This is a genomic window from Streptomyces sp. NBC_01363, assembly GCF_026340595.1.
Lineage (GTDB): Bacteria > Actinomycetota > Actinomycetes > Streptomycetales > Streptomycetaceae > Streptomyces.
In genome coordinates, this window is the sequence record NZ_JAPEPF010000001.1 from 2,952,892 (window position 1) to 2,974,725 (window position 21,834).

The window sequence follows — 21,834 nt, forward strand, 5'->3', positions numbered from 1 at the left end:
TTTCACACCCACGTCCGGGGGCGGAAACGGTTGGCCCGCTCCACCAGTTCGATCCTCTCATCGCCTGGCTCCGCAAGCCTGGCGAGCATCCGGTACGAACGCTCGAGCCCGAAGCGCAGGCCCCGCTCGTCCAGCTCACTGCCGAGCAGTGTTCCCGGCCCGGTCGTCCCGGCAGGCGCGGGCGACTGGGCCGAGGACCGGGCCGTGGGGCTACCGGAGAGTACCCAGTCGAGCGCCGTACCCAGCACCTCGGTCGACAACTGTTCCCGGCGCACCGCGTCCAGCCCGAAACCGGCCAGCCCCGAGACCTGGGCCGAGGCGGCCATCAGATCGACGATCAGCGGCTCGTCCGGGGCCCGCTCACGCAGCCGGGCACGCACCGCGGCGACCCGTGCCGCGGTGTAGTGGATCGACGCCTCCGGCACCGACTCCAGCGCACCGACGGCCCCGGCCCGGTCCCCGGCTGCCATCTGCACCCGGGCCAGGCCGAAGGCGGCGCTGACGAAGCTCGGGTCGGTCGTCCACACCAGCCGGTAGTACTCGGCGGCGTTGTCCAGCTGGCCCAGGACCTCCGCGCAGATCCCCAGCGCCAGCTTGGGCGCCGGCTCGCCGGGGAACGCGTCGTACACCGCGTCGAAGGAGAGCGCCGCGTTCTCGTTGTCACCGGTCACCAGCGAGGTGATGCCGCGGTACCAGACGACCCGCCAGTCGTCCGGGTACTGGCCCTCCAGCGCCGTCAGGGTCTGGCCCGCGGCGCCCAGTTCGTTCATCTCCAGGCGGGCCCGCAGCTCACGCAGCCGGGTCTCCAGCGAGGCCACCGGCACGGCGCCCAGCGCGGTGATCAGCTCGGACGGGGCGGTGGTCATCAGCCCGGCGAGGAATCCCGCGTTGGGGTCGCTCGCGTCGACCCGGGGCACGGGCAGCGCGAGCGAGGTGGACCGCACGTCCAGCCTGACCAGCCGGGGGCCCTCCGGGAAGGGGGACCCCGACGGCGCACCGGGGGCACCGGCCGGGACCCGGGGGGCCGGGATCACGGCCTGCGTCTGCGCGTACGCGAGGACCTCGCCGCTCCGGCCGGGCGCGCCGCCGGGCCGGACGTGGGTGGGCGGCGCGGTCAGCGGACCGGCCCCCGGCGCGGCGTACCCGGGAGCGGGCGGGGCACCCGCGGGCAGCGCGCCCGACGTGGGCGCGGCGGCCGTCACCGGCGGCATGGCCGGGGCGGAGCCCCCCGCCGCGCCGCGTCGCCGCCCGAACCGGCCGGACGGAGCCGGAGCGGCTGCGCGGGCCCCCAGCCGCGACACATCGTCCGTCAGCTCGGGGAACAACTGCGTGTCCGTGACCCGTACTTCCGTGCCGAACAGCGTCGACAGCGCCGGGCGCGGCCGTCCCGTCTGCAGCGACACCACCTCGCGCAGCACACCCGTCAGCTGCTCCGCCATCTCCGCCGCCGAGGCGAACCGCCGCGCCGGATCCGGGTCGGTGGCCCGCACCAGCAGCCGGTAGAACGACTCGTAGGTCCGGAACACCTCGATGTTGTCCGGGTCCGGCAGCGAGTCGACGAAGACGTTGGTGTAGCCCTGGAAATCGAAGGTGAGCACCGCGAGCGTCCGCGCGACCGTGTACAGATCGGAGGCGACCGACGGGCCGACCTCCGCGACCTCCGGCGCCTGATACCCCACCGTGCCGTAGATGGCCGACTCGTCGTCGTCCATCCTGCGGACGGCGCCCATGTCGATCAGCTTCAGCTGGTCCTCGGTCTGGATCGCGTTGTCGACCTTGAAGTCGCAGTACAGCAGGTTGCGGCTGTGCAGATGGCCGAGCGCCTCCAGCGCCTCGATGCCGTACGCGCAGGCCTGCTCGACCGGCAGCGGATCGCGCTTCCCGGCGGCGGTGCGTCGCTCGTTGGCGATGTCCTTGAGCGCCTTGCCGCCGACGTACTCCATCACGATGTAGCCGTCGAGCGAGCCGGTGCGCTGGTCGAGATGCTCGACGAAGTTGTAGATCCGGACGATGTTGGAGTGCTCGATCTCGGCGAGGAAGCGGCGCTCGGATATGGCGGCCGCCATGGCGTCCTGGTCACCGGTGTCGAGCAGGCCCTTGAGGACCACCCAGCGGTCGGAGACCGCGCGGTCGACCGCGAGATAGACCCAGCCGAGCCCGCCGTGCGCCAGACAGCCCACGACCTCGTACTGGCCGTGCACGATGTCGCCCCCGTGGAGCTTGGGCACGAACGAGTAGGGGTGACCGCACTTGGTGCAGAACCCCTCCGTGCGGCCCACCCGTTCACCGCGGGACCGGCCGACCGGGGCCCCGCAGTCGGAACGCGAACAGAAACGCTTCCGCTCCGGCACCTCCGGGTTCTCCATCACCGCCGAGCGCGGGTCGGGACGCGGTACGTCCGGCACCTGCACCAGGCCCACACCCAGCCTGCCCCGGGCGGAGGCGCCCGAGGACGAACCGGAGGAACGCACCGAGACAGAGGGGGAGGTGGCGGCGCCGGACAGCGAACGCGAGAGCCGCCCCGACACCGAACGCCGCGAGGTCGACGAACGGGACGAGGCACGCGAGGACGCCCGGGACGAGGACCGCGAACTGCTGTTGCTGCCCCGACTGCCCCTGCTGCCCCGGCTGTTCGCGCCGCCGCCCGCGATCCCGGTCGGCGGCGAGCTCACCATTCCATCCCCAAGTTCTCGGCTGTGCTCGAACAGGGGAGGCCCCACTGGCGACACGACCGGAGCCAGACCGCAGGTGTCGCAGTACAGCTCACCGCCGCCCATGTCCTCGTAACTGCCCTCGCACGCGGGGCGCTGGCACTGCGTACTCATGGTCGGTCCCCCTGATCGCCCCGCCGCCGCAGCGGCCCTTCCACCTTGCGCACACCTGTGATCATCGCCGGTCCTCCGGCCCCGGTGTCCGGCGCTGGGAGAGCAGTTCGGCCGCCGCCTCCTGGTAGCGAAGCACCGCCTGTCCGGCGACCCGCAGATCGCACGGCGCGCTCCACAGCATCCGGCGCGCCGCGTCGTACCGCTCGATCAGCAGCGGGTCCTCGGCCAGACCGTGCCGGGCGACCTTCGCCTTGTACGCGTCGAGCCTGCCGCGCAGCTCCGCCCGTACCGCCAGCGGGGCCGTGACCGCGGTCAACGACTCGCGGGCCCGCAGCAATTCCTCCTCGGCCTCCCGCTCCAGCGTCTCCAGGAGCGGGGACAGCCGGTGCCACTGGGCATGCCTGCGGTACTCCGAAGCGGCGGCCAGCCGCTCCTGGAGCACCGTCGCCGGGCCGCTGACCGCGGGCACCTCGGAGGCCGCGATCTTCGCCAGCACCTCGCCGCGCGCCGACCGGGCCTCGGTCAGGGTGCGGTCCGCGCGGGAGAGCACGTCGCGCAGCTGGACCAGGCGCTGCTCGGCGTCCTGCCGGACCGCGAGCACCGCCTCGATCTCGCGGCGCACATCGTCCAGGGCGCGGGCCGCCCGGTCGTAGCGCGCCGTGTCGGGACGGCCGCCGCCGGGCGCCGAACTGCCCGGTCCCGGCAGCCAGAACGCCAGCGGATCGGAGATCACCTGCACCCGGAGCGTGGTCAGTTCGTGGGTAATCGCCTCCAGGTCGTCGCCCGCCGGGTGCTCACCGGGCCGCACCCCCACGGAGTGCGCCAGCGAGCGGGTGCGGTGCAGCTCGGCGGCGAGCAGATCTATCCGGGCGGGCAGCGCGGACCATACGGAGTCGGAGGCGACGACCATGTCCAGCGAGCGGGCGTACAGCTCGTTCATCCGGGCGACCAGCTCCTCCAGCGTGAACCGCTCGGAGAGCCTGGCCGGACCGGCGATCGACGGATCGGGGCGCGCCGCGGCGTGCGCCACGGTGACGCCCTGGCCGCGCAGCAGCTCGGTGAGGGCCACCAGATCGTCCCGGTTGGGATAGCGGCGGCGGGCCCGCACCGCACGCGCCTGGGCGAGCGCTCCCGCGTAGGCGTCGAAATACCCCCACAGCAGCGTGATCGCCTGATCGGTCGAGGCCCAGCGTTCCTTGGTGACACCGGTCAGATCGGCGCCCTCCAGGAGCCGGCGGCCCGCGTGGTCCTGGAGGGCGAGGAGCGAGGTCTCGATCGCCTCGTGCTCCGCGCCGAGCCGGGCCAGCGCACGGTCCGCCTCGTCCCGGTCCATGACCGGGACGGGGGGCCCGGCCGCATGGCCGGGAAAGGGGCCCGCGACGCCCATCGATCACCTCTCCGCTCTTCCTGCCGGGACGGGTCCCGGCAGGATCAGTGCCACTGTCTCTCCGGCCGGGTCCGCTCCGTCGCGTCCACCCGGCCGGCCCGGCGTCAGTTGCTCCGGTACTTGGGGGCCGGCGGCCCCGTTATCCCCGGCAGACCGTCCTGCAGCCAGTCCCGGTACGACTGCATCCAGCGGCTGTCCTTGCCGCCCGCGCGGTAGTCGACCAGTACCTGGTTGACCCGGGCCACCAGATCGTTCGCGCCGCGCTTCGTCGCGACGCCGTAGTACTCGGTGGTGAACGGCTTGTCGCCCTTGAGCTCGACCGCCGGGTCCTGGGCGGCCTGGCCGGCCGCCAGCGCGTTGTCCGTGACCACGGCGTCGACCTCGCCCAGTTGCAGCCGCACCAGGCAGTCCAGCTGGTTGGGGACGGTGAGCTGGTTCTCGTCCTTGTCGGTGCCGTCGTGCGGGTCCTCGAAGATCGCCCCGAACGACTGCTTCTTCAGCGCGTCGTAGGCGGTCGAGCCGTTGGCGGTGCACACCCGCTTGCCGGCCAGGGACTTGTCGTACCCGGTGATCGTCGATTCCTTCGGCGCGAGGACCTGCTGCCCGGCCTGGAAGTAGGCGGTGGAGAACGAGACCTTCTGCAGCTGCTTGCAGTTGATCGTCATCGTGCGCACGACGACGTCGACCGTGCCGTTCGCCAGGAGCTCGGCCCGCTTGTTGGTAGGAATCGCCCGGAAGATCACCGCGTTCCGATCGTTCAGGATGTTCTCGGCGATGGCCCGCACCAGATCGATGTCGAAGCCTTCGATCCTGCCGCTCTCCGGGTTGCGGTACCCCCAGCTGAAGCTGTTCTGGTCGATGCCCGCGATCAGCTTTCCGCGCGCCTTGATCTTCTCGATGCTCGGACCGCTGTCGGACCGCGGTGGAAGGCTCGCCTCCGGGTCCGTGCACTCGTCGGCCCTGGTCTGGACCGCCTGTGCGGCACCCTGGCCCGCGACATCCCCGCGGAACGCCTCGGCGCCGCCGTGGGAGAGCGGCAGCAGGGTGAGCGAGGCCGTCACCGCGCAGGCCGCGGCCATGGCCGTCACCCCGCCCCAGCCGCGCAGCCTCACCCGGGCGGACCACGCGCCCGTGCGCTTCCTGGTCATCGCTACCCCTCTCACCGGTACTCCGAGAGCCTGCGGTTGACCCCGACGATCGCGGCCACGGCCCCCAGCGCGGCCAGCGCCGCGGCCCCGGCCGGCAGACCCCACAGCGCCCCGCGCCCGTCCTCCGCAGCCCGGGTGAACTCGTCCTGCTCATGGGCGAGCGCCTGCTCCAGGGCCTTGTCCACCCGTTCGAAGGACTCGCCCGTGGAGTCCTTCGCCCCGATGATCTGCGTCCGCGCGCCCTCGTAGTCGCCGCTGTCGTCGGCCGTGCGGGCGGTCCGGTGGCGGCCCTGCCAATCGGAGACGGCATCGACGGCCTTCGCCACCGGTCGGCTCCCCCCGTCGTCGTCACCGGCGAGCTGTCCGGCTCTCCTCAGCTCTTCACCGAGGGCCTTCATGCCCGTGTTGTAGTCGGTCTCGTACTTGTCGTGCTTGCCGTCCGGGGTGAGCACCGCGCCACGGGCGACCAGCGTGAGGTTCTCATTGGCGCGCGCCTTCAGCGAGTCGATCCGCGCGTGGTTGAGCACATCGAGGGACTGCTGCCCGTTCACATCGGCGGCATGCAGCTCGGACCGCGCCACCGTGTGCCCCACGGCCAGCCACAGCAGCACCACGGTGGACGCCGCGGTCGCGACGAGCAGCCCGTGGTTGAACACCCGGTTCGTCCTGCGGTAGTTGCGCCGCTGCGCCCAGAACAGCGCGGCCAGCGTCACGACACCGAGCCCGAACGAGAAGAACGGCCAGGTCCTGGCCGAATCGCTGTCCTCGCCGAGCCGACCGGTCTCCGCCGCGTACAGCCGCTCGGCGGCCGGCAGCAGCACATTGCTCATCTTCTGGTTGGCGTACCGGAGGTAGGCCCCGCCCAGCGGCAGGCCCTGCCGGTTGTTGGCGCGGGCCCGCTCGATCAGGCCCGTGTAGCGGGGGAGTTCCACGTTGAGCGTGGTGATCTCCTGCCCGGACTTCGTCGACGCGTCCGTGTTGGCAGCGGCCCTCACCAGCAGGCGGGACGCCTCCTTGATGTCCTTTTCGTACTGGGCGTGGACATCGGCCGGCTCCTGCGCCCCGGCCAGGAAGCCGCTCGCCGCGGCGGTGTCGGCATCCGCCAGAGAGCGGTAGACGGCCGCCGCGTCGGCGCTCAGCGGCTGGCTGCGGCCCACCACGTCGTCGGCGGCGGACGCCCGGTCGGCGATCTCGAAGGCCGTCACGGCCCCGAACGCCACGACGAGCAGGGCCAGCACGGCCCCGATGATCTGGAGCCTGCCCGGCTCGGTGGTGGCCGCGGCCCGCACCTTGTCGGCCGTCACGGACAGCGCACCGCGCTGCGGCGGAGCGGGTACGGTCGCGGGCACGGGCGGCTGTGCCCGCTCGTGTTCCGGCGCCGTGCGCACATTCGGCGGGTATGTCACTCGACCTCCCCCTCGGTCACTGACGGTGGCCCGACCCCCGGCCGATCGGGGACTGGTGCCCGGCCATGAAGTATGACCGCAGGGACCGACATCCACACCAGGAACGTCTGGATCGTGCATCGGCCCATGGATGCGATCACACGCATTCGATCAAGGCCTGCGCCGCCGATCAAGCCGATCGGCGGACCAGTACCCGATGCGGGCCGATCTCCCCACTCATGAACACGTCCGGGACAACTGAACGGTTCCCGTGCGCAAGGGGCGTTCCGCGGCGCGAGAACGCCGCGGAACGCCCCTTGGCCGGGAACGACCTGTCAGCTGTACTGTGCGCGCAGCCTCTCGTGGACCGCGGCGGGCGCGCCCGTGTGGTCCAGGCCGAGCAGCGCGGCTCCCAGCACCGGCGGTTCCGCCACCACCCGCAGCACCGCCTTCGGGGCGCGCACCGCGAGGAGTTCGGTGATCTTCGCGTCCAACTGCGGGTGGCGGGCCGCCAGCACGCTGCCGCCCAGCACCACCGGCGCCTCCTCGCCCAGCAGGTCCAGCCTGCCCAGCGCGACCGACGCCATCGCGACGACCTCCTCCGCCAGCCGGTCCACCAGCGCGCCCGCCACCGGGTCCCCGGCCGCCGCGGTCGCGAAGAGCACCGGAGCCAGCTCGTGCCGGCGCTCGAACTCGATCCGGCCCAGATGCAGCGCCTCGATCAGCGCGTACATCGAGCCGAGCCCGAAGTGCGCGGGCAAGGTGCGGGCCAGCTCGGTCGGTTCACCGCGGCCGTCCTCCGCCCGCGAGGCGAACCACATGGCCTCCTCGGCCAGCCCGGCGCCGCCGCCCCAGTCACCGGACATCCGGCCTATGGCGGGGAACCGCGCGGTCCGCCCGTCCGGCATCATGCCGACACAGTTGATCCCCGCACCGCAGACCACGGCCACACCGCGCGGCTCGTCCACCCCCGCGCGCAGTATCGCGAAGGTGTCGTTGCGCACCTCGACCGTGCGGCCCCACTCCCTGCGGACCAGGGCCTCGGTCAACTGGGTCTCCTCCACCGGGAGATCGACGTTGGCCAGGCACGCCGACACATGCTCCACGCCGTCGACGGGCCGCTCCGAGCCGGCCAGGGCCTGTGCGAGCAACGGGGCCAGGACGTCCAGTGCCGCCTCCACGCCGACGACCGGCGGCTGGAAACCACCGCCCCGGGCCGTCGACAGCACCGTCCCGTCCGCACCGATCAGCGCCACGTCGGTCTTGCTGTTCCCCGCGTCGATCGCGAGGACCAAAGCGTTCACGCCCACGCCAGGTGCTCCCGGTTGTGCGCGATCAGCTTGTCGGTGAGCGCCTCGGCGTACTCGAACTGGCCGATCAACGGGTGCGCGAGCAGCGCCTTGAACACCCGGTCCCGTCCGCCGCGGAGCGCGGCCTCCAGGGCGAGGTCCTCGTACGCCGTCACGTGGGCGATCAGACCGGCGTACAGCGGGTCCAGCCCGGGAACGGCGAGCGGCGTGGCGCCCGTGCCGTCGACCCGGGCCTGCACCTCGATCACCGCGTCGTCCGGCAGGAACGGCAGCGTTCCCCTGTTGTAGGTGTTGACCACCTGCACCGGGGAGCCGCCCGAGCCGAGCAGCGAGGACGCCAGGTCCACGGCCGCCTCCGAGTAGAAGGCGCCGCCGCGCTTGGCGAGCAGCGCGGGCTTCTCGTCCAGCGCCGGATCGCCGTACATGGCGAGGAGCTCCTTCTCCATCGCGGCGACCTCGGCCGCGCGGGACGGCTTGGTGCCGAGTTCCCGCACGACCGCGTCGTGCGCGTAGAAGTAGCGCAGGTAGTACGAGGGGACGACGCCCAGCCGGTCGGTGATCGCCCGGGGCATGCGGAGATCGTCCGCGATCGTGTCGCCGTGCTCGGCGAGCAGCTTCGGCAGGACGTTCTCGCCCTCGGGGCCGCCGAGGCGCACCCCGAGCTCCCAGGTCAGGTGGTTGAGCCCGACATGGTCGAGGTGGACCTCGGCCGGAGTGACGTCGAGCAGCCGGGCGAACTTCCGCTGGAAGCCGATCGCCACGTTGCACAGGCCGACGGCCTTGTGGCCGGCCTGGAGCAGTGCCCGGGTGACGATGCCCACCGGGTTGGTGAAGTCGATGATCCAGGCGTCCGGGTTGGTCCGGCGGACCCGCTCGGCGATGTCCAGGACGACCGGCACGGTGCGCATCGCCTTGGCGAGGCCGCCGGCGCCGGTGGTCTCCTGGCCGACGCAGCCGCACTCCAGCGGCCAGGTCTCGTCCTGGTTGCGGGCGGCCTGGCCGCCGACGCGCAGCTGCAGCAGGACGGCGTCGGCGTCGGCGACGCCCGCGTCGAGGTCCGAGGTGGTGACGATCCGCCCCGGGTGGCCCTGCTTGGCGAAGATCCGCCGGGCGAGGCCGCCGACGAGCTCCAGGCGGTCGGCCGCCGGGTCGACGAGCACCAGCTCCTCGATGGGCAGCGTGTCCCGCAGCCGGGCGAAGCCGTCGATCAGTTCAGGTGTGTAGGTGGACCCGCCACCAACTACTGCCAGCTTCATAGGTCAGCCCTTTACTCCGGTCAGTGTGACGCCCTCGACGAACGCCTTCTGGGCGAAGAAGAAGACGAGGATCACGGGGGCCATGACCAGTACGGTCGCGGCCATGGTCAGGTTCCAGTCGGTGTGGTGTGCGCTCTTGAAGGACTCCAGGCCGTAGCTGAGCGTCCAGGCGGCCGGGTTCTCCGAGGCGTAGATCTGCGGGCCGAAGTAGTCGTTCCAGGCGTAGAAGAACTGGAAGAGGGCCACGGCGGCGATGCCCGGCTTGGCCATCGGCACGACGACCTTGAGCAGGGTGCGCAGCTCGCCGCAGCCGTCGACCTTCGCCGCGTCGAGGTACTCGTTCGGGATGGTCAGCAGGAACTGCCGCAGCAGGAAGATGGAGAACGCGTCGCCGAAGGCCATCGGGATGATCAGCGGCCAGAGCGTGCCGGACAGGTCCAGCTGCTTCGCCCAGAACAGGTACATCGGGATGACGACGACCTGCGGCGGCAGCATCATCATCGAGATGACCAGCATCAGCGACAGATGCCGGCCGCGGAAGCGGAACTTGGCGAGCGCGTACGCCACGGGCAGCGAGGAGACGACCGTGAGGACGGTGCCGAGCCCCGCGTACAGCAGGGTGTTCTTCCACCAGGTCAGAAAGCCGTCGGTGTCGAACACCCGCTGGTAGTTGCTCCACTCGAAGGGGTGCGGCCACAGATCGCGGGTCAGCGCCTGCTGGCCGTTCATCAGCGAGGTGAGCACCAGGAAGACGAACGGCAGCACGAAGAAGAGCGCGGCGGCGACCCCGAGCGAGTGCACGGCGATCCAGTTCAGCAGCGACTTGCGGCGCGCCCTGTGTTCGGCCGGGGTGACCGGGCCGGTCGCGGGGTCGGCTTCCTTGACGGCGTCGAGTACCTGCGCCACGTCACTCACCTTCCTGGATCAGTCCGCTGCGGCGTCGCATCAGCAGTGCGGTGAACGCCATGGCGAGTACGAAGAGAACGAGCGCGACCACGCAGGCGGAGCCGTAGTCGAAGCGCTGGAAACCGAGGTTGTAGACGACCTGCGGAAGCGTCAGTGTCGACTTGTCGGGATAGCCCGGTTCGAACTGCTGCCCGGAGCCGCCCATCACACCCGAGGCGACCTTCCCGGCCACGAATGGCTGGGTGTAGTACTGCATCGTCTGGATGATCCCGGTGACCACCGCGAACATGATGATCGGCGAGATGTTCGGCAGGGTGACGAAGCGGAACCGCTGGAACGAGGTCGCCCCGTCCAGCTCCGCCGCCTCGTACTGTTCCTTCGGTACGTCCAGCAGGGCGGCCATGAAGATCACCATCAGGTCGCCCACCCCCCACACCGCGAGCGCGGTCAGGGCCGGCTTGGACCAGGCGGCGTCGGTGAACCAGCCGGGCGTGGGGAGCCCCAGCTCGCCGAGGATCGAATTGACCGGCCCGGTCCCGGGGTTGAGCAGGAAGACGAAGCCGAGCGTCGCCGCGACCGGCGGGGCCAGGTACGGCAGGTAGAACAGGGTGCGGAAGACCCCGGCGCCCGTCTTGATCCTGGTGATCAGCAGTCCGATGCCGAGGCCGAACACCACCCGGCAGGTGACCATCACCACGACCAGCCAGAGCGTGTTGCGCAGCGCCGGCCAGAACAGCGGGTAGTCGTTGAAGACGAAGGACCAGTTCTTCAGCCCGCTGAACTCGGGGGCTGAGAACCCGTCGTAGTCGGTGAAGGAGAAATAGAGCGTGGAGATCAGCGGGTAGGCGAAGAAGACACAGAACCCGATCAGCCACGGCGACATGAAGGCCGCTGTCCGCAGCGCCGACCGGCGGCGCTTCGAACGGAGTGTGTAGGTGGTCATCGCGGTTCTACTTCGCCTGTGCGATTGCCGCGTCGATTTCCTTGGCGGTGTTCTCCAGACCCGCCTTGACGTCCTTCTGCCTGCCCTTCTCGATGTCGAATCCGAGGTTCTGCAGGGACACCAGGTACGCGCCGCCGTTCACCGAGGGCGGGGTGGTGGTGCTGTTCGGGTTCGCGGCGATGTCCAGGAAGGTCTTGAACCGCGGGTCGTACTTCAGCTTGGGCGACTTCAGCGCCGCCAGGGTGGACGGCACGTTGTGGATGGCGTTGGCGAAGTTCACCACGGCGTCGGTGTCGGTCGTCATGAACTTCACCAGCTCCCAGGAAGCGTTCTGCTTCTTCGAGGTGGCGGCGATCCCGGCGATGGTGCCGGTCAGATAGCCCTTGCCCCAGGTGTCGGCCTGGTCGTCGGCGACGGGCATCGGGGCGACGCCGATCTCGAACTTCGGCTTGGTCTCCTCGGCCATCCCGAGCCGCCACTCGCCGTCCAGCTGCATCGCCACCTGGCCGGTGTGGAATGGGTGCTTGGCACCCCACTCGTCACCGAAGGACGTGCGGTACTTCTCCAGCTTCTCGTAGCCGCCCAGGTCGTCGACCAGCTTCTTCTGGGTCGTGAGCATGGCGGCGAACGACGGGTCCTTGGCGATGTTCGACTTGCCGTCCGCGTCGAAGTACTTCGGGTCCCAGGCGCCGAGGTAGCGCTCGGTCGTCGTCTCGTAGCCGTGGTAGTTCGGCATGAAACCGAGCCGCTCGTACGAGTCGCCCTTGGTCTTCGTCAGCTTCTTGGCGTCCTCGGCCAGCTCCGACCAGGTCCTTGGCGGCCGCGTGATCCCGGCCTTCTCGAACGCGTCCTTGTTGTAGTAGAGGCCGTACGCGTCACCGAGCAGCGGCACGGTGCAGCGCACCCCGTCGAACTGGGTGTAGTCGTTCATCGCCTTCGGGAAGGTCTTGTCCGGGTCGATCCCGTCCTTCTTCAGGAAGGGGTTGAGATCGACGAACGCCTTCGACGAACAGAACTTGCCGACATTGTTCGTGGTGAACGACGAGATGACGTCCGGGGCGTTCGAACCGCCCGCCCGCAGTGCCTGGTTGACCTTGTCGTCGGTCATGTTGCCGACGACCTTCACATGGATGTTGGGATGCGCCTTCTCGAAGGCGTCGACCGTCGCCTGGATTCCCTTGACCTCGTTCGGGGAGATCCAGCCGTGCCAGAAGTTGATGGTCGTCTCCTTGGACGGGTCATCACTGGCACCGGAGTTGCTCTGGCCCATACAGGCCGAGGCGAGCAGAGATATGGCGGCGGTCGCGGCGAGCGCGGCGGCCGTCTTCCGGCGGTTTCCGGACATGGCGGTCTCCCGGTGAAGGATGGGGGCGGAGGTACGGAGGAAGAGGGCGGGCCGAGAAGGGGTCAGCGGGACGTGTCGAAGACTTCGTCGCGGGTGGTGGCGAGTGCGCTCTCCAGCGCGCCGCGCAGTACGGGGCGGCGCTTCACGTCCCCGGCGATCAGCCGGGGCCGGGAGGCCGCCAGCTCGGTGAGCTCGGACGCCACCCGGCAGCGCAGCGGCTCCCCGCCGGCCGCGATCACCTCGCCGGACAGCACGACGACTTCCGGATCGAGCACGGCGATCATGGAGGCGAGACCGGTCGCGAGGCCGGTGGCGAACAGATCGAGCAGCCGGGGGTACGGGCCGTCCTCGCCCGCCTCCGCGGCCTCGGCGGCGCGGGCGAGCAGCCGGGCGGCGACCTCGTGGTGGGTACCGGGGGCGCGGATCAGCTCGTCGTCGATGCCGAGCTCCCGGCCCAGCCGGGACAGCACCTGCGCGCCCGCCAGCTCCTGGAAGCCGCCCGCGTTCACCTTGGTGACCTGACGGACCAGCGGGGTACCCGGCACCGGCAGGAAACCGACCTCGCCCGCGCCACCGGTGAAGCCGCGGTGCAGCCGTCCGTTGATGACGAGGGCGGCACCGAGCCCTTCCTCGTTCCACAGCAGGACGAAGTCCTCGTGCCCGCGCGCCGCGCCCGCCCGCTGCTCGGCCACCGCGACCAGGTTCACGTCGTTCTCGTACTCCACCGGCATCGGCAGGAAGGCGGCCAGCTCCTCCAGCAGCGTGGGGGAGTGCCAGCCCGGCAGGTGCGAGGCGTACCGCAGCCGCCCGGTACCGGGGTCGAAGGCGCCCGGGGTGCCGATGACGACCCGGTGCACATCGGAACGGGTGAGTCCGGCGTCCTTCACCGCCCCGTCCAGCGCCTCCGCCACCTGCCGCACCACGCTGTCGGCGCGCCGTCCGGGGGTGCGCAGCTCGAAGTGCCCGACCGTCTCCCCGGTCACATCGGCGACGGCGGCGACGATCCGGCGGGCGTTCACATCGAGTCCCGCGACATGGGCGGCCCGCGCGTTCACCCCGTACAGCTGGGCGTTGGGCCCCGGCCGCCCGGCCACGGTCCCGGTCGCGACGACCAGTCCGGCCGCCTCCAGCCGTGCCAGCAACTGTGAAGCGGTGGGCTTGGAGAGCCCGGTCAGCTTCCCGATCCTGGTCCGCGAGAGGGGACCGTGCTCCAGCAGCAGATCGAGGGCGGCCCGGTCGTTCATGGCCCGCAGAACGCGGGGGGTACCCGGTGTGGTTCCGGCCATGAGCGCTGCACCTGCCCTCTGTTAGGAAAGTTTCCTATTCGGTGAGAGGACGGTATGCGCGCGTCACCTGGCCGTCAATGGGAAGCGCCGCGGTGGCAACCAAAGCGTTACCTGGAACACTTCCGGAATGTCCGGGTCCATGGTGACGCATGCCCAACCGGGTCGTCGGCGAACCGAGTTGAGATCCCATCGGCCCGCCGGACGCCCGCACGGCGCGTACTACTTCGAGATGTTCGGCGGGGCGATCGGGGCCGTGGCCAGGGACTGGGGGGAAGTGGCGGAGGCGTAGGCCGAGGGGGCGGCCATGCCGGCCGCCGGGTCGGCCGCGGAGGGCTCGTCCGCCTGGGCCGGGACGCCGCCGACGATGCGGATGCCCGCCTCGTCGAAGGCCCGCTTGATCCGCCAGCGCAGTTCGCGCTCCACGCCCAGCGCCTTGCCCGGCATCGTCTTCGCACTCAGCCGGACCGTCATCGAGTCCAGGAGCACGGCGTCCAGGCCCAGGACCTCCACCGGGCCCCACAGACGCTCGTTCCAGGGGTCCTCCTTGGCCATCGCCGCGGCGGCCTCGGTGATGACCGTACGTACCTTGTCGAGGTCCTCCGTGGGACGCACCGTCACATCGATGCCGGCCGTCGACCAGCCCTGGCTGAGGTTGCCGATCCGCTTCACCTCGCCGTTGCGGACGTACCAGATCTCGCCGTGGTCGCCGCGCAGCTTCGTGACCCGCAGGCCGACCTCGATGACCTCGCCGGAGGCGACGCCCGCGTCGATGGTGTCGCCCACGCCGTACTGGTCCTCCAGGATCATGAAGACACCGGAGAGGAAGTCGGTGACCAGGTTGCGCGCACCGAAACCGAGTGCCACACCGGCCACACCGGCGGAGGCCAGCAGCGGGGCCAGGTTGATCTGGAACGCGCCCAGGATCATCAGGGCGGCCGTGCCGAGGATCAGGAACGACGCGACCGAGCGGAGTACCGAACCGATCGCCTCCGAGCGCTGACGGCGGCGTTCCGCGTTGACCAGCAGCCCGCCGAGCGCGGTGCCCTCCACCGCCTGGGCGCTGCGGTTCATCCGTTCTATGAGCTTGGTGAGAGCACGCCGGATCGCGATCCGCAACACGATCGCGATGGTTGCGATGAGGATGATGCGCAGACCGGTGTTCAGCCAGGTGGACCAGTTCTCCTCCACCCAGCCCGCGGCGTCGCCGGCCTGCTTGGCGGCTTCGTCCAACGAGCTGCCGGGCTCGGGTGACGGGGCTGCGGCCAACAGGGCGGACAGGGACACGGTGGGACCTCCAGATGGGCGACGGCGGCCCGACCACACTAACGGGGCATCGGGAGTACTCCGTTGTCGCGACCGAGGGGAGAGACGCGTCTCACGGGTGGATGCCGGGGGCCGGCAGCGGTCTTCTGCGGCCGATCGCACACCGGCCACGGGCCGCTGCGACAGCGGGCCCGAAGCGCCCGTTCCGCCTGTGGCCGCGGCGCGGGCGGCGGGGGACCGGGGCAAAAATCCTTCCGGCCCGTTACCCGCACGTGGTGGCGCTTCCACCAGGCAGGAGTAGAGACTGAGATCGGATCGTCCCGGCGCGAGCCACGCGCCGCCGGCGTACAAGGAGGCATCCACCGTGCCGCATGTCCTGGTTCTCAACGCGTCGTACGAGCCACTCGGCGTCGTACCGCTCCGCCGCGCGCTCGTCCTCGTCCTCGAAAACAAGGCCATCTGTCTCGAGGAGTCCGGCGCCTTCATGCACAGTGCCACCCGGGCCGTCCCGGCCCCCAGCGTCGTCCGCCTGAAGCGGTTCGTCCGCGTTCCCTACCGGGGACCCGTACCGCTGACCCGCAGGGCGCTGTTCGCCCGGGACGGGGGCCGCTGCATGTACTGCGGCGCCGCCGCGACCAGCGTCGACCACGTGATTCCGCGCAGCCGCGGCGGACAGCACGTCTGGGACAACGTCGTCGCGGCCTGCCGCCGCTGCAACCACGTCAAGGCGGACCGGCACCTGCCGGAGCTCGGCTGGCGGCTGCACCAGCAACCCGCCCCGCCGACGGGCCTGGCCTGGCGGATCATCGGCACGGGACATCGCGACCCGCGCTGGTTGCCGTACTTGCAACCGTTCGGCGCGGACGACGCCATGGCCCGGACCGACGGCATTTCTGCCTGAGGATCCGGGCCTTCGTCGTCCCGGGGCGGCAACGGCCCGGATCGCTACTCCGTCGCGGCGACGGCGTACGCCTCCACCGACCAGAGCGAGTAGCCGAACTCGGTGCCCCGGGCATCGCCCTGGACCCGGAGGTAGCGGGCGTCCTTCGCGTCCATGCGGACCGACTCGCGCCCGCCCCTGCCGTCCCGGACGGTCGCCGCCGTGCGCCAGCTGCGGCCGTCCGAGGAGACCTGGACGCGGTAGCGGGTGGCGTACGCGTCCTGCCAGTGCAGCACCACCTGGCCGATCCGGGCGGGCCGCGGCAGTTCCGCCTGCCACCAGGCGCCGTCCTCGGCCGGTGAGGACCAGCGGGTCCCCGGATCGCCGTCGGAGGCGGCCGCCGCCGGGAAGTCCGGGGTCTCGTCGCCGGACGAGGACGCGGTGGCGGTGCCCAGCAGATCGGGGCCCGCGGTGCGCGGGAACGCCCGGACGGTGAGCGTGCTGCGTTCGTCGCCGAAGCTGAACGGCACCTCGTACTCCCCGGCCGGGGTGCCCGCCGGGACCGTGATGTCGACGGGGACGTCGGTACGGGAACCGCGCGGCACCCTGGTCTGCTTCGGGACGTCCACCTTGATGCCCTTGGGCGCCTTCGCGGTGAGCGCGCCCCGTACCTCCGCCGGGCGGCGGGCGGCGAGGCGCGCCTCGACCCGCTGCGGCCCGCCGCCGATCTCGGCGTCCGTCTCGCCGCGCGCGAGATCGAGCCGGGCCGCGGGCTCGTCGCCGAACCAGGGCACGAGCGCGTGCACCCGCGGAGCCGGTACCCGGGCGCTCCCGGAGACATCGCCGCCCGGGGCCATCGGCGCCAGGGTGCGGGAGAGGACCGGGGGCAACGACGGACCGCCCGTGGGCCAGCTGATCCGGATCGCGTCGGCCCGCAGCCCCTTCGCCGCCGTGTGGGTCCAGCCGGTCGCCGACAACGCGCCCAGGCGGCGCCAGCCCTCGCCGGGCACCCGGGCCTCCAGCGCAGCGCCGGCCAAGGTGCCGCCGCCGGGCAGGGTCATCGCCGTCACGGCCTCCACCGGGCGGGCCCGGTCCAGCCGGACCGTGTAGCTGCCCGGAGCCTTCGTCACCGTACCGTCGCCGCGGTCCACGCCCGTCCAGGCATCGGCCTCCCGGCGCACCCGGTCCAGGAACGGGCCCAGGACCCCCTTGCCGACCGTGGCGCCGTCCGCCTTCGCGGCCTTGCGCACCGGTTCCAGGGCCAGCGAAGCCTGCCAGGCGGCGGCGCCGTCGCCGCGCGACTGGGCCTGGAGCAGATCGACGGCCAGCTCGCCCGCCCGGCCGTACCGGGACAACCGCTCCGACCACGGCCGCACTTCGTCGTCCAGACGCCCGTCCGCCAGGCCCTTCAGCCGCTGCGGGGCCTGCCGCATCACGGTGAACGCCTCCCGCAGCCTGCGTGCCGCGTCGGTCCGCGCCGTTGCGTCGTGCGCCGCGCGGGACTTCCAGAACGCGGCCAGCAACGGCCGCAGATACGCGGACTCGTCACCGCCCAGCACGGACGTCGCACTGTTCCCGGCCAGCGCGCGCAGCGCGTCCCTGGTGCGTGCGTCACCGCCCGCCAGATCGTCGATCGCCGCCTGCCAGGACTCCTGCGGCCGGTAACCCTTCGGGTTCCAGGCGAAGTCGGCGGCGGTGAAGAGCGGAATGCGGGACGCGGACGGTTGCTCCATCGCATTGGCGAGGAGCGCCGCGGAACCCGTGGCCACCGCGGGGTCCCGGCCGGTGTACGGGCCGAGGAAGATCCGGTCCTGGGCGTAGTCGTTGACCGGGTAGTTGTCCATCGTGACCAGCGGATGCCCGAACGCGGCGCGGGCACCGGCCAGCTCCCCGCCGGTGATGGTCCTCGGCACGACCCCGACACCGGTCCAGGCGATCTGGACCCGGTCGTCCAGTTCCTCGGCGAGCGCCTCGCGGTAGTCGGTGGAGCCGTCCTGGTAGAACTCCGTCGGCATCACCGACAGCGGCTGCGAACCCGGATACCGCTCCGCGAGGTGCCGCGCCACCTCGCCGGCCACCCGCGCCTGCGCCCTGGCCGCCGCCTGCGGGCCGCTGCCGAAGGTGTCGGCGTCGCTGTCGCAGTGCCATTCGCTGTAGCTGACGTCCTGGAACTGCAGCTGGAAGGCGCGCACACCCAGCGCCCACATCGCGTCGAGCTTCTTCGTCAGCGCCTTCACGTCGCCGGCCGAGGACATGCACATGGCCTGGCCGGGGGCGACGGCCCAGCCGAGCGTCACATGCTCGGCGCGGGCCCGCTCGGCCAGCGCCCGGAAGCCGGCGCGCCGGTCGGCCGGGTACGGGTCGCGCCAACGGGCCTGCCGGTACGGATCGTCGCCCGCCGCGTACAGATACCTGTTCTGCTTCGTACGCCCCATGAAGCCGATCTGGGCCAGCCGCTCCTGGAGGGTCCACGGCTGCCCGTAGAAGCCCTCGGTCGTTCCGCGTACGGCGGTGCCCGGCCAGTCCCTGACGGTGACCCCGGCGACGCCTCCGTCCCGGATCAGCTGACGCAGTGTCTGCACGCCGTGGAAGAGGCCGTCCTCGCCGACACCGTCCAGGGCGACGGTGTCCCGCCCCGCGACCCGGCCGACCGCGATCCGGTAGCCCCCGGAGGGCAGATCGCCGCGCTCGGGGGCGTGCAGCGTGCGCAGCGCGTCCCGGGCGCCGTCGCCGCCGAGCCGGATCACCGGGCCGCGGCCGGGCAGGGCCTCGTGGACGGTCCGCACGCCCGCGTCCCGCAGGACCTTCCGGAGCGCGTCGACCGCGTACGGATCGGCGTGCGAGCCGGCGACGAGGGTGACCTCGGCGGAGAGCGGTACGGACGCCCCGGCGGCCTCGATGGACTGCGGCCGGGGCCACACGGCGGGCAGCGCGGCATCGTCCGCGCGGTCGGGGGTGGCGACGGCGGTGGAGCCGGGATCGGAAGGGGCCGCGACGGCGGCCGGGGCTCCCGTGGAGAGCAGTCCGCCGAGCACGGCGACCGCGATGGCCGTTGCCTGCTTTCCGCGCCTGAGCCGCATCGCTCGTCTCCCTCGTCACCGCCGGTGGGCTCCGAGCCCACCACCCGGGCGCGAGGGTGTCAATGCGCGTGGGTGGTGTGCCGGAAATGCCCGATGCGGCAGGTGGGGCAGGGGGCGGCGGGCCGGGGCGGCGGACGCCAAAGATGACGCCGGATGGCCGAAAACAGCGGACAACTTACGGAGAACAGGCCTGCGGGGAACGGAATGTGACCCAGAGCACGTTGAATTCGTTGTGATAACGCCTACGTCTGTGGTCGAGCCCGCCGGGTAGGCCTGCTGTGTCCTGCTTTCCCCACGGCCAGGAGGCCGCCATGCCCGCCGCCGCGAAGCTTCTGCTCCCCGCCCTCCCCGCACAGGTACCCGGCCCCGCCGCCCCGTGGCCCGACGCGTTCCCGGCTCCCGCGCCCGGCCCGCTGACGAGCGAGCCGCCGCTCGCCGATGCGATACCCCTCACCAGCGAGCCGCCGCTCGCCGACGCCACACCTCTGACCAGCGAACCCCCGCTCGCCGTAAATGCCCCGCTGACCAGCGAGCCGGCCACGTCCGGCGGCGCGTGGGGCACGGAGTTCCCAGGAGTCTGAATGGGCTTGTCCCGGCTCGCCGCACTGCACGGCGTCGCCACCTCCTACTCCCCGTCCGCCGATGTGACGGTGTCCGTCCCCGACGAGACGGTCGTCGCCGTGCTCGCCGCGCTCGGTGTGGACGCCGGCACGCCCCGAGCGGTACGGGAATCGCTCGCCGCCGCCGAGTCCGCGGCCCGCTCCCGGCTGCTTCCGCCGACGGTGGTGGTGTGGTCCGGTGAGCCGCTGCCCGATGCCCTGACCGCCCTGCCGCCCGGCACCACGCTGGACATCGGCCCCGAGGACCCCGGTTCGGCCCCGCCCCCGCGGATGCGCATTCCGGCCGACCGACCGGATCCGGCCGTTTCGGTACGGGGCGCCGTCGACGGGCCTGCGGATCCGGCGGACGCGGCGGGGGCGGGAGCGCCCGCGGTCCCCGCCTGGTGGGCCGAGCCGCCGTTCGGGGTGCACCGGCTGGCCGTACGGGCCCCCGGCGGCCGGAGCGCGACCGGCACGCTCGTCGTCGCCCCGCCCCGGGCGCCCCGCCCGCCCGCCCGCGGTCACGGCTTCCTCGTCCAGCTCTACTCCCTGCTCTCCGCCCGCTCCTGGGGCATGGGCGACCTCGGGGATCTCGCCGACCTCGCCGCCTGGTCCGGGCGGGTCCTCGGCGCCGGATTCGTCCAGGTCAACCCGCTCCACGCCGCCGTGCCCGGCCGCCCCACCGACCCCTCCCCGTACCGCCCGTCGTCGCGGCGCTTCCCCGACCCCGTGCATCTGCACCTGGAGTCCATCCCCGAGTACGGGCACATGACCGACCGGGGCACCCTCGACGACCTGCGCCAGGACGCCGCGACGCTCAGCGACACCGTCCTCAACAAGGGCGCCCTGATCGACCGTGACGCCGTCTGGGAGCTCAAGCGCCAGGCTCTCGAACTCGTGCATCGGGTGCCCCTCACCCCGGGCCGTCGCGCCGCGTACTGCGACTTCCTGGCCGGGCAGGGGCAGGCCCTGGAGGACCACGCCCTGTGGTGCGCCCTCGCCGAGGTGCACGGCTCCGACTGGCACGGCTGGCCCGCCGAGCTGCGCGACCCCGGCTCCAAGGAGACCGCCCGAGCCCGCGGCGAACTGCTGGACCGGGTCGACTTCCACTGCCGGCTCGCCTGGCTGACCGACGGTCAGCTCGCCGATGCCCAGCGCGCCGCCCTCGACGCGGGCATGGCCGTAGGCATCGTCCACGACCTCGCCGTCGGTGTGCACCCCGGCGGCGCCGACGCCTGGGCCCAGCAGGACGCCTTCGCGCACGGCATGTCCGTCGGGGCGCCCCCGGACGCCTTCAACGCCCGGGGCCAGGACTGGGGCCTGCCCCCGTGGCGCCCGGACGTCCTCGCCGCCTCCGGCTACGCCCCGTACCGCGGACTGCTGCGCGGGCTCCTCGCCCACGCGGGCGCCCTGCGCATCGACCACGTCATGGGCCTGTTCCGGCTCTGGTGGGTGCCCGAGGGGCGCCCGCCCACCGAGGGCACCTATGTCGCCCACGACGCCGAGGCGATGCTCGCCGTCCTCGTCCTGGAGGCGCACCGGGCCGGCGCGGCAGTGATGGGGGAGGACCTGGGCACCGTCGAGCCGGGGGTCCGCGAGGCGCTGGCCCGGCGCGGTGTGCTCGGCACCTCCGTCCTCTGGTTCGAACGGGACTGGGCCGGCACCGGCCGCCCACTGGCCCCCGAGGAGTGGCGCGAGGGCTGCCTCGCCACCGTCACCACGCACGATCTGCCGTCCACCGCGGCCCGGCTGACCGGCGACCACGTGACGCTCCGCCACCGCCTGGGCCTGCTCACCCGCCCCCTGGACCAGGAGCTGACGGCGGACGCGGCCGACACCGCCGAATGGCTGGGGTATCTCGCCAGGCTCGGGCTGCTCCCCGAGGGCGAGGGCGACGAGGAGGGCGCCGTCCGTGCCGTGCACCGCTTCCTGCTGCGCACCCCCGCCCGTCTGACCGGCGTCTGGCTGCCCGACGCGCTCGGCGACCGCCGCCCGCAGAACCTCCCCGGCACCTGGGACCAGTACCCCAACTGGCGCCTGCCCGTCGCCGACGCGGAGGGTCACTCGGTCACCCTGGAGGAGCTGGCCGCCGCACCCCGCCTGCACCGGCTGATGGAGGTCTTCCGCCCGAGCGGGGACCGCCCGGAAGGCCACCCGGAAGTCCGCCCGCACCCCCGCCCGTGATCCGTCCCCGACCCCGTACGGCACCCCCGGGCGCGCG

Annotated in this window: 15 protein-coding genes; 3 read left to right on the plus strand and 12 right to left on the minus strand. The window is 72.2% G+C overall.

All coding sequences use genetic code 11. The features are described from left to right. Window positions 1-2 precede the first annotated feature (2 nt). From OG611_RS13685 to OG611_RS13735, 11 genes are all read right to left on the minus strand, one after another. Complete coding sequence (locus OG611_RS13685) at window positions 3-2,825, minus strand: serine/threonine-protein kinase (RefSeq protein ID WP_266419083.1); 2,823 nt, start codon at window positions 2,823-2,825, stop codon at window positions 3-5. A 61-nt stretch (window positions 2,826-2,886) separates the two neighbouring features. Further along, entirely contained in the window at window positions 2,887-4,212 is a 1,326-nt protein-coding gene (locus tag OG611_RS13690; protein ID WP_266419086.1) for a hypothetical protein, read from the minus strand. A 104-nt stretch (window positions 4,213-4,316) separates the two neighbouring features. Continuing rightward, complete coding sequence (locus OG611_RS13695; RefSeq protein WP_266419089.1) at window positions 4,317-5,360, minus strand: glutamate ABC transporter substrate-binding protein; 1,044 nt, start codon at window positions 5,358-5,360, stop codon at window positions 4,317-4,319. A gap of 11 nt (window positions 5,361-5,371) precedes the next feature. Beyond that, window positions 5,372-6,709 (minus strand): hypothetical protein, encoded by a 1,338-nt coding sequence (locus tag OG611_RS13700; protein ID WP_266425833.1) that lies wholly within the window; start codon window positions 6,707-6,709, stop codon window positions 5,372-5,374. A gap of 371 nt (window positions 6,710-7,080) precedes the next feature. Next, on the minus strand, window positions 7,081-8,055 hold the full coding sequence (locus tag OG611_RS13705; RefSeq protein WP_266419092.1) for an N-acetylglucosamine kinase: 975 nt from the start codon (window positions 8,053-8,055) through the stop codon (window positions 7,081-7,083). After that, window positions 8,046-9,311 carry a 6-phospho-beta-glucosidase gene (locus OG611_RS13710; RefSeq protein WP_266419094.1) on the minus strand — a complete coding sequence of 422 codons (1,266 nt, stop codon included), beginning with the start codon at window positions 9,309-9,311 and terminating at the stop codon, window positions 8,046-8,048. Before OG611_RS13710 ends, OG611_RS13705 begins: the two co-directional genes overlap by 10 nt. 3 nt (window positions 9,312-9,314) lie before the next feature. Beyond that, window positions 9,315-10,217: a carbohydrate ABC transporter permease gene (locus OG611_RS13715; RefSeq protein WP_266419098.1), complete on the minus strand. Its 903-nt coding sequence runs from the start codon at window positions 10,215-10,217 to the stop codon at window positions 9,315-9,317. 1 nt (window position 10,218) lies between these two features. Beyond that, a complete protein-coding gene (locus tag OG611_RS13720; protein ID WP_266419101.1) occupies window positions 10,219-11,160 on the minus strand; it encodes a carbohydrate ABC transporter permease in 942 nt (313 codons plus the stop codon). A 7-nt stretch (window positions 11,161-11,167) separates the two neighbouring features. Then, complete coding sequence (locus OG611_RS13725; protein ID WP_266419103.1) at window positions 11,168-12,505, minus strand: ABC transporter substrate-binding protein; 1,338 nt, start codon at window positions 12,503-12,505, stop codon at window positions 11,168-11,170. A 62-nt stretch (window positions 12,506-12,567) separates the two neighbouring features. Further along, window positions 12,568-13,791: an ROK family transcriptional regulator gene (locus tag OG611_RS13730; protein ID WP_266419105.1), complete on the minus strand. Its 1,224-nt coding sequence runs from the start codon at window positions 13,789-13,791 to the stop codon at window positions 12,568-12,570. A gap of 219 nt (window positions 13,792-14,010) precedes the next feature. Then, a complete protein-coding gene (locus tag OG611_RS13735) occupies window positions 14,011-15,075 on the minus strand; it encodes a mechanosensitive ion channel family protein (RefSeq protein WP_266419108.1) in 1,065 nt (354 codons plus the stop codon). 343 nt (window positions 15,076-15,418) lie between these two features. Here OG611_RS13735 and OG611_RS13740 point away from each other — a divergent pair, with 343 nt between their 5' ends. Continuing rightward, a complete protein-coding gene (locus OG611_RS13740; RefSeq protein WP_266419110.1) occupies window positions 15,419-15,955 on the plus strand; it encodes an HNH endonuclease in 537 nt (178 codons plus the stop codon). Window positions 15,956-15,999: 44 nt separating this feature from the next. Here OG611_RS13740 and OG611_RS13745 read toward each other — a convergent pair whose 3' ends face one another. Beyond that, window positions 16,000-19,014 (minus strand): beta-N-acetylglucosaminidase domain-containing protein, encoded by a 3,015-nt coding sequence (locus OG611_RS13745; RefSeq protein WP_266419113.1) that lies wholly within the window; start codon window positions 19,012-19,014, stop codon window positions 16,000-16,002. Between the two features lie 311 nt (window positions 19,015-19,325). Here OG611_RS13745 and OG611_RS13750 point away from each other — a divergent pair, with 311 nt between their 5' ends. Beyond that, window positions 19,326-19,595, plus strand: coding sequence for a hypothetical protein (locus OG611_RS13750; protein ID WP_266419116.1), 270 nt, complete (start codon window positions 19,326-19,328; stop codon window positions 19,593-19,595). After that, window positions 19,596-21,797 carry a 4-alpha-glucanotransferase gene (gene malQ, locus OG611_RS13755; RefSeq protein WP_266419118.1) on the plus strand — a complete coding sequence of 734 codons (2,202 nt, stop codon included), beginning with the start codon at window positions 19,596-19,598 and terminating at the stop codon, window positions 21,795-21,797. It abuts the gene before it with no gap. Window positions 21,798-21,834 lie beyond the last annotated feature (37 nt).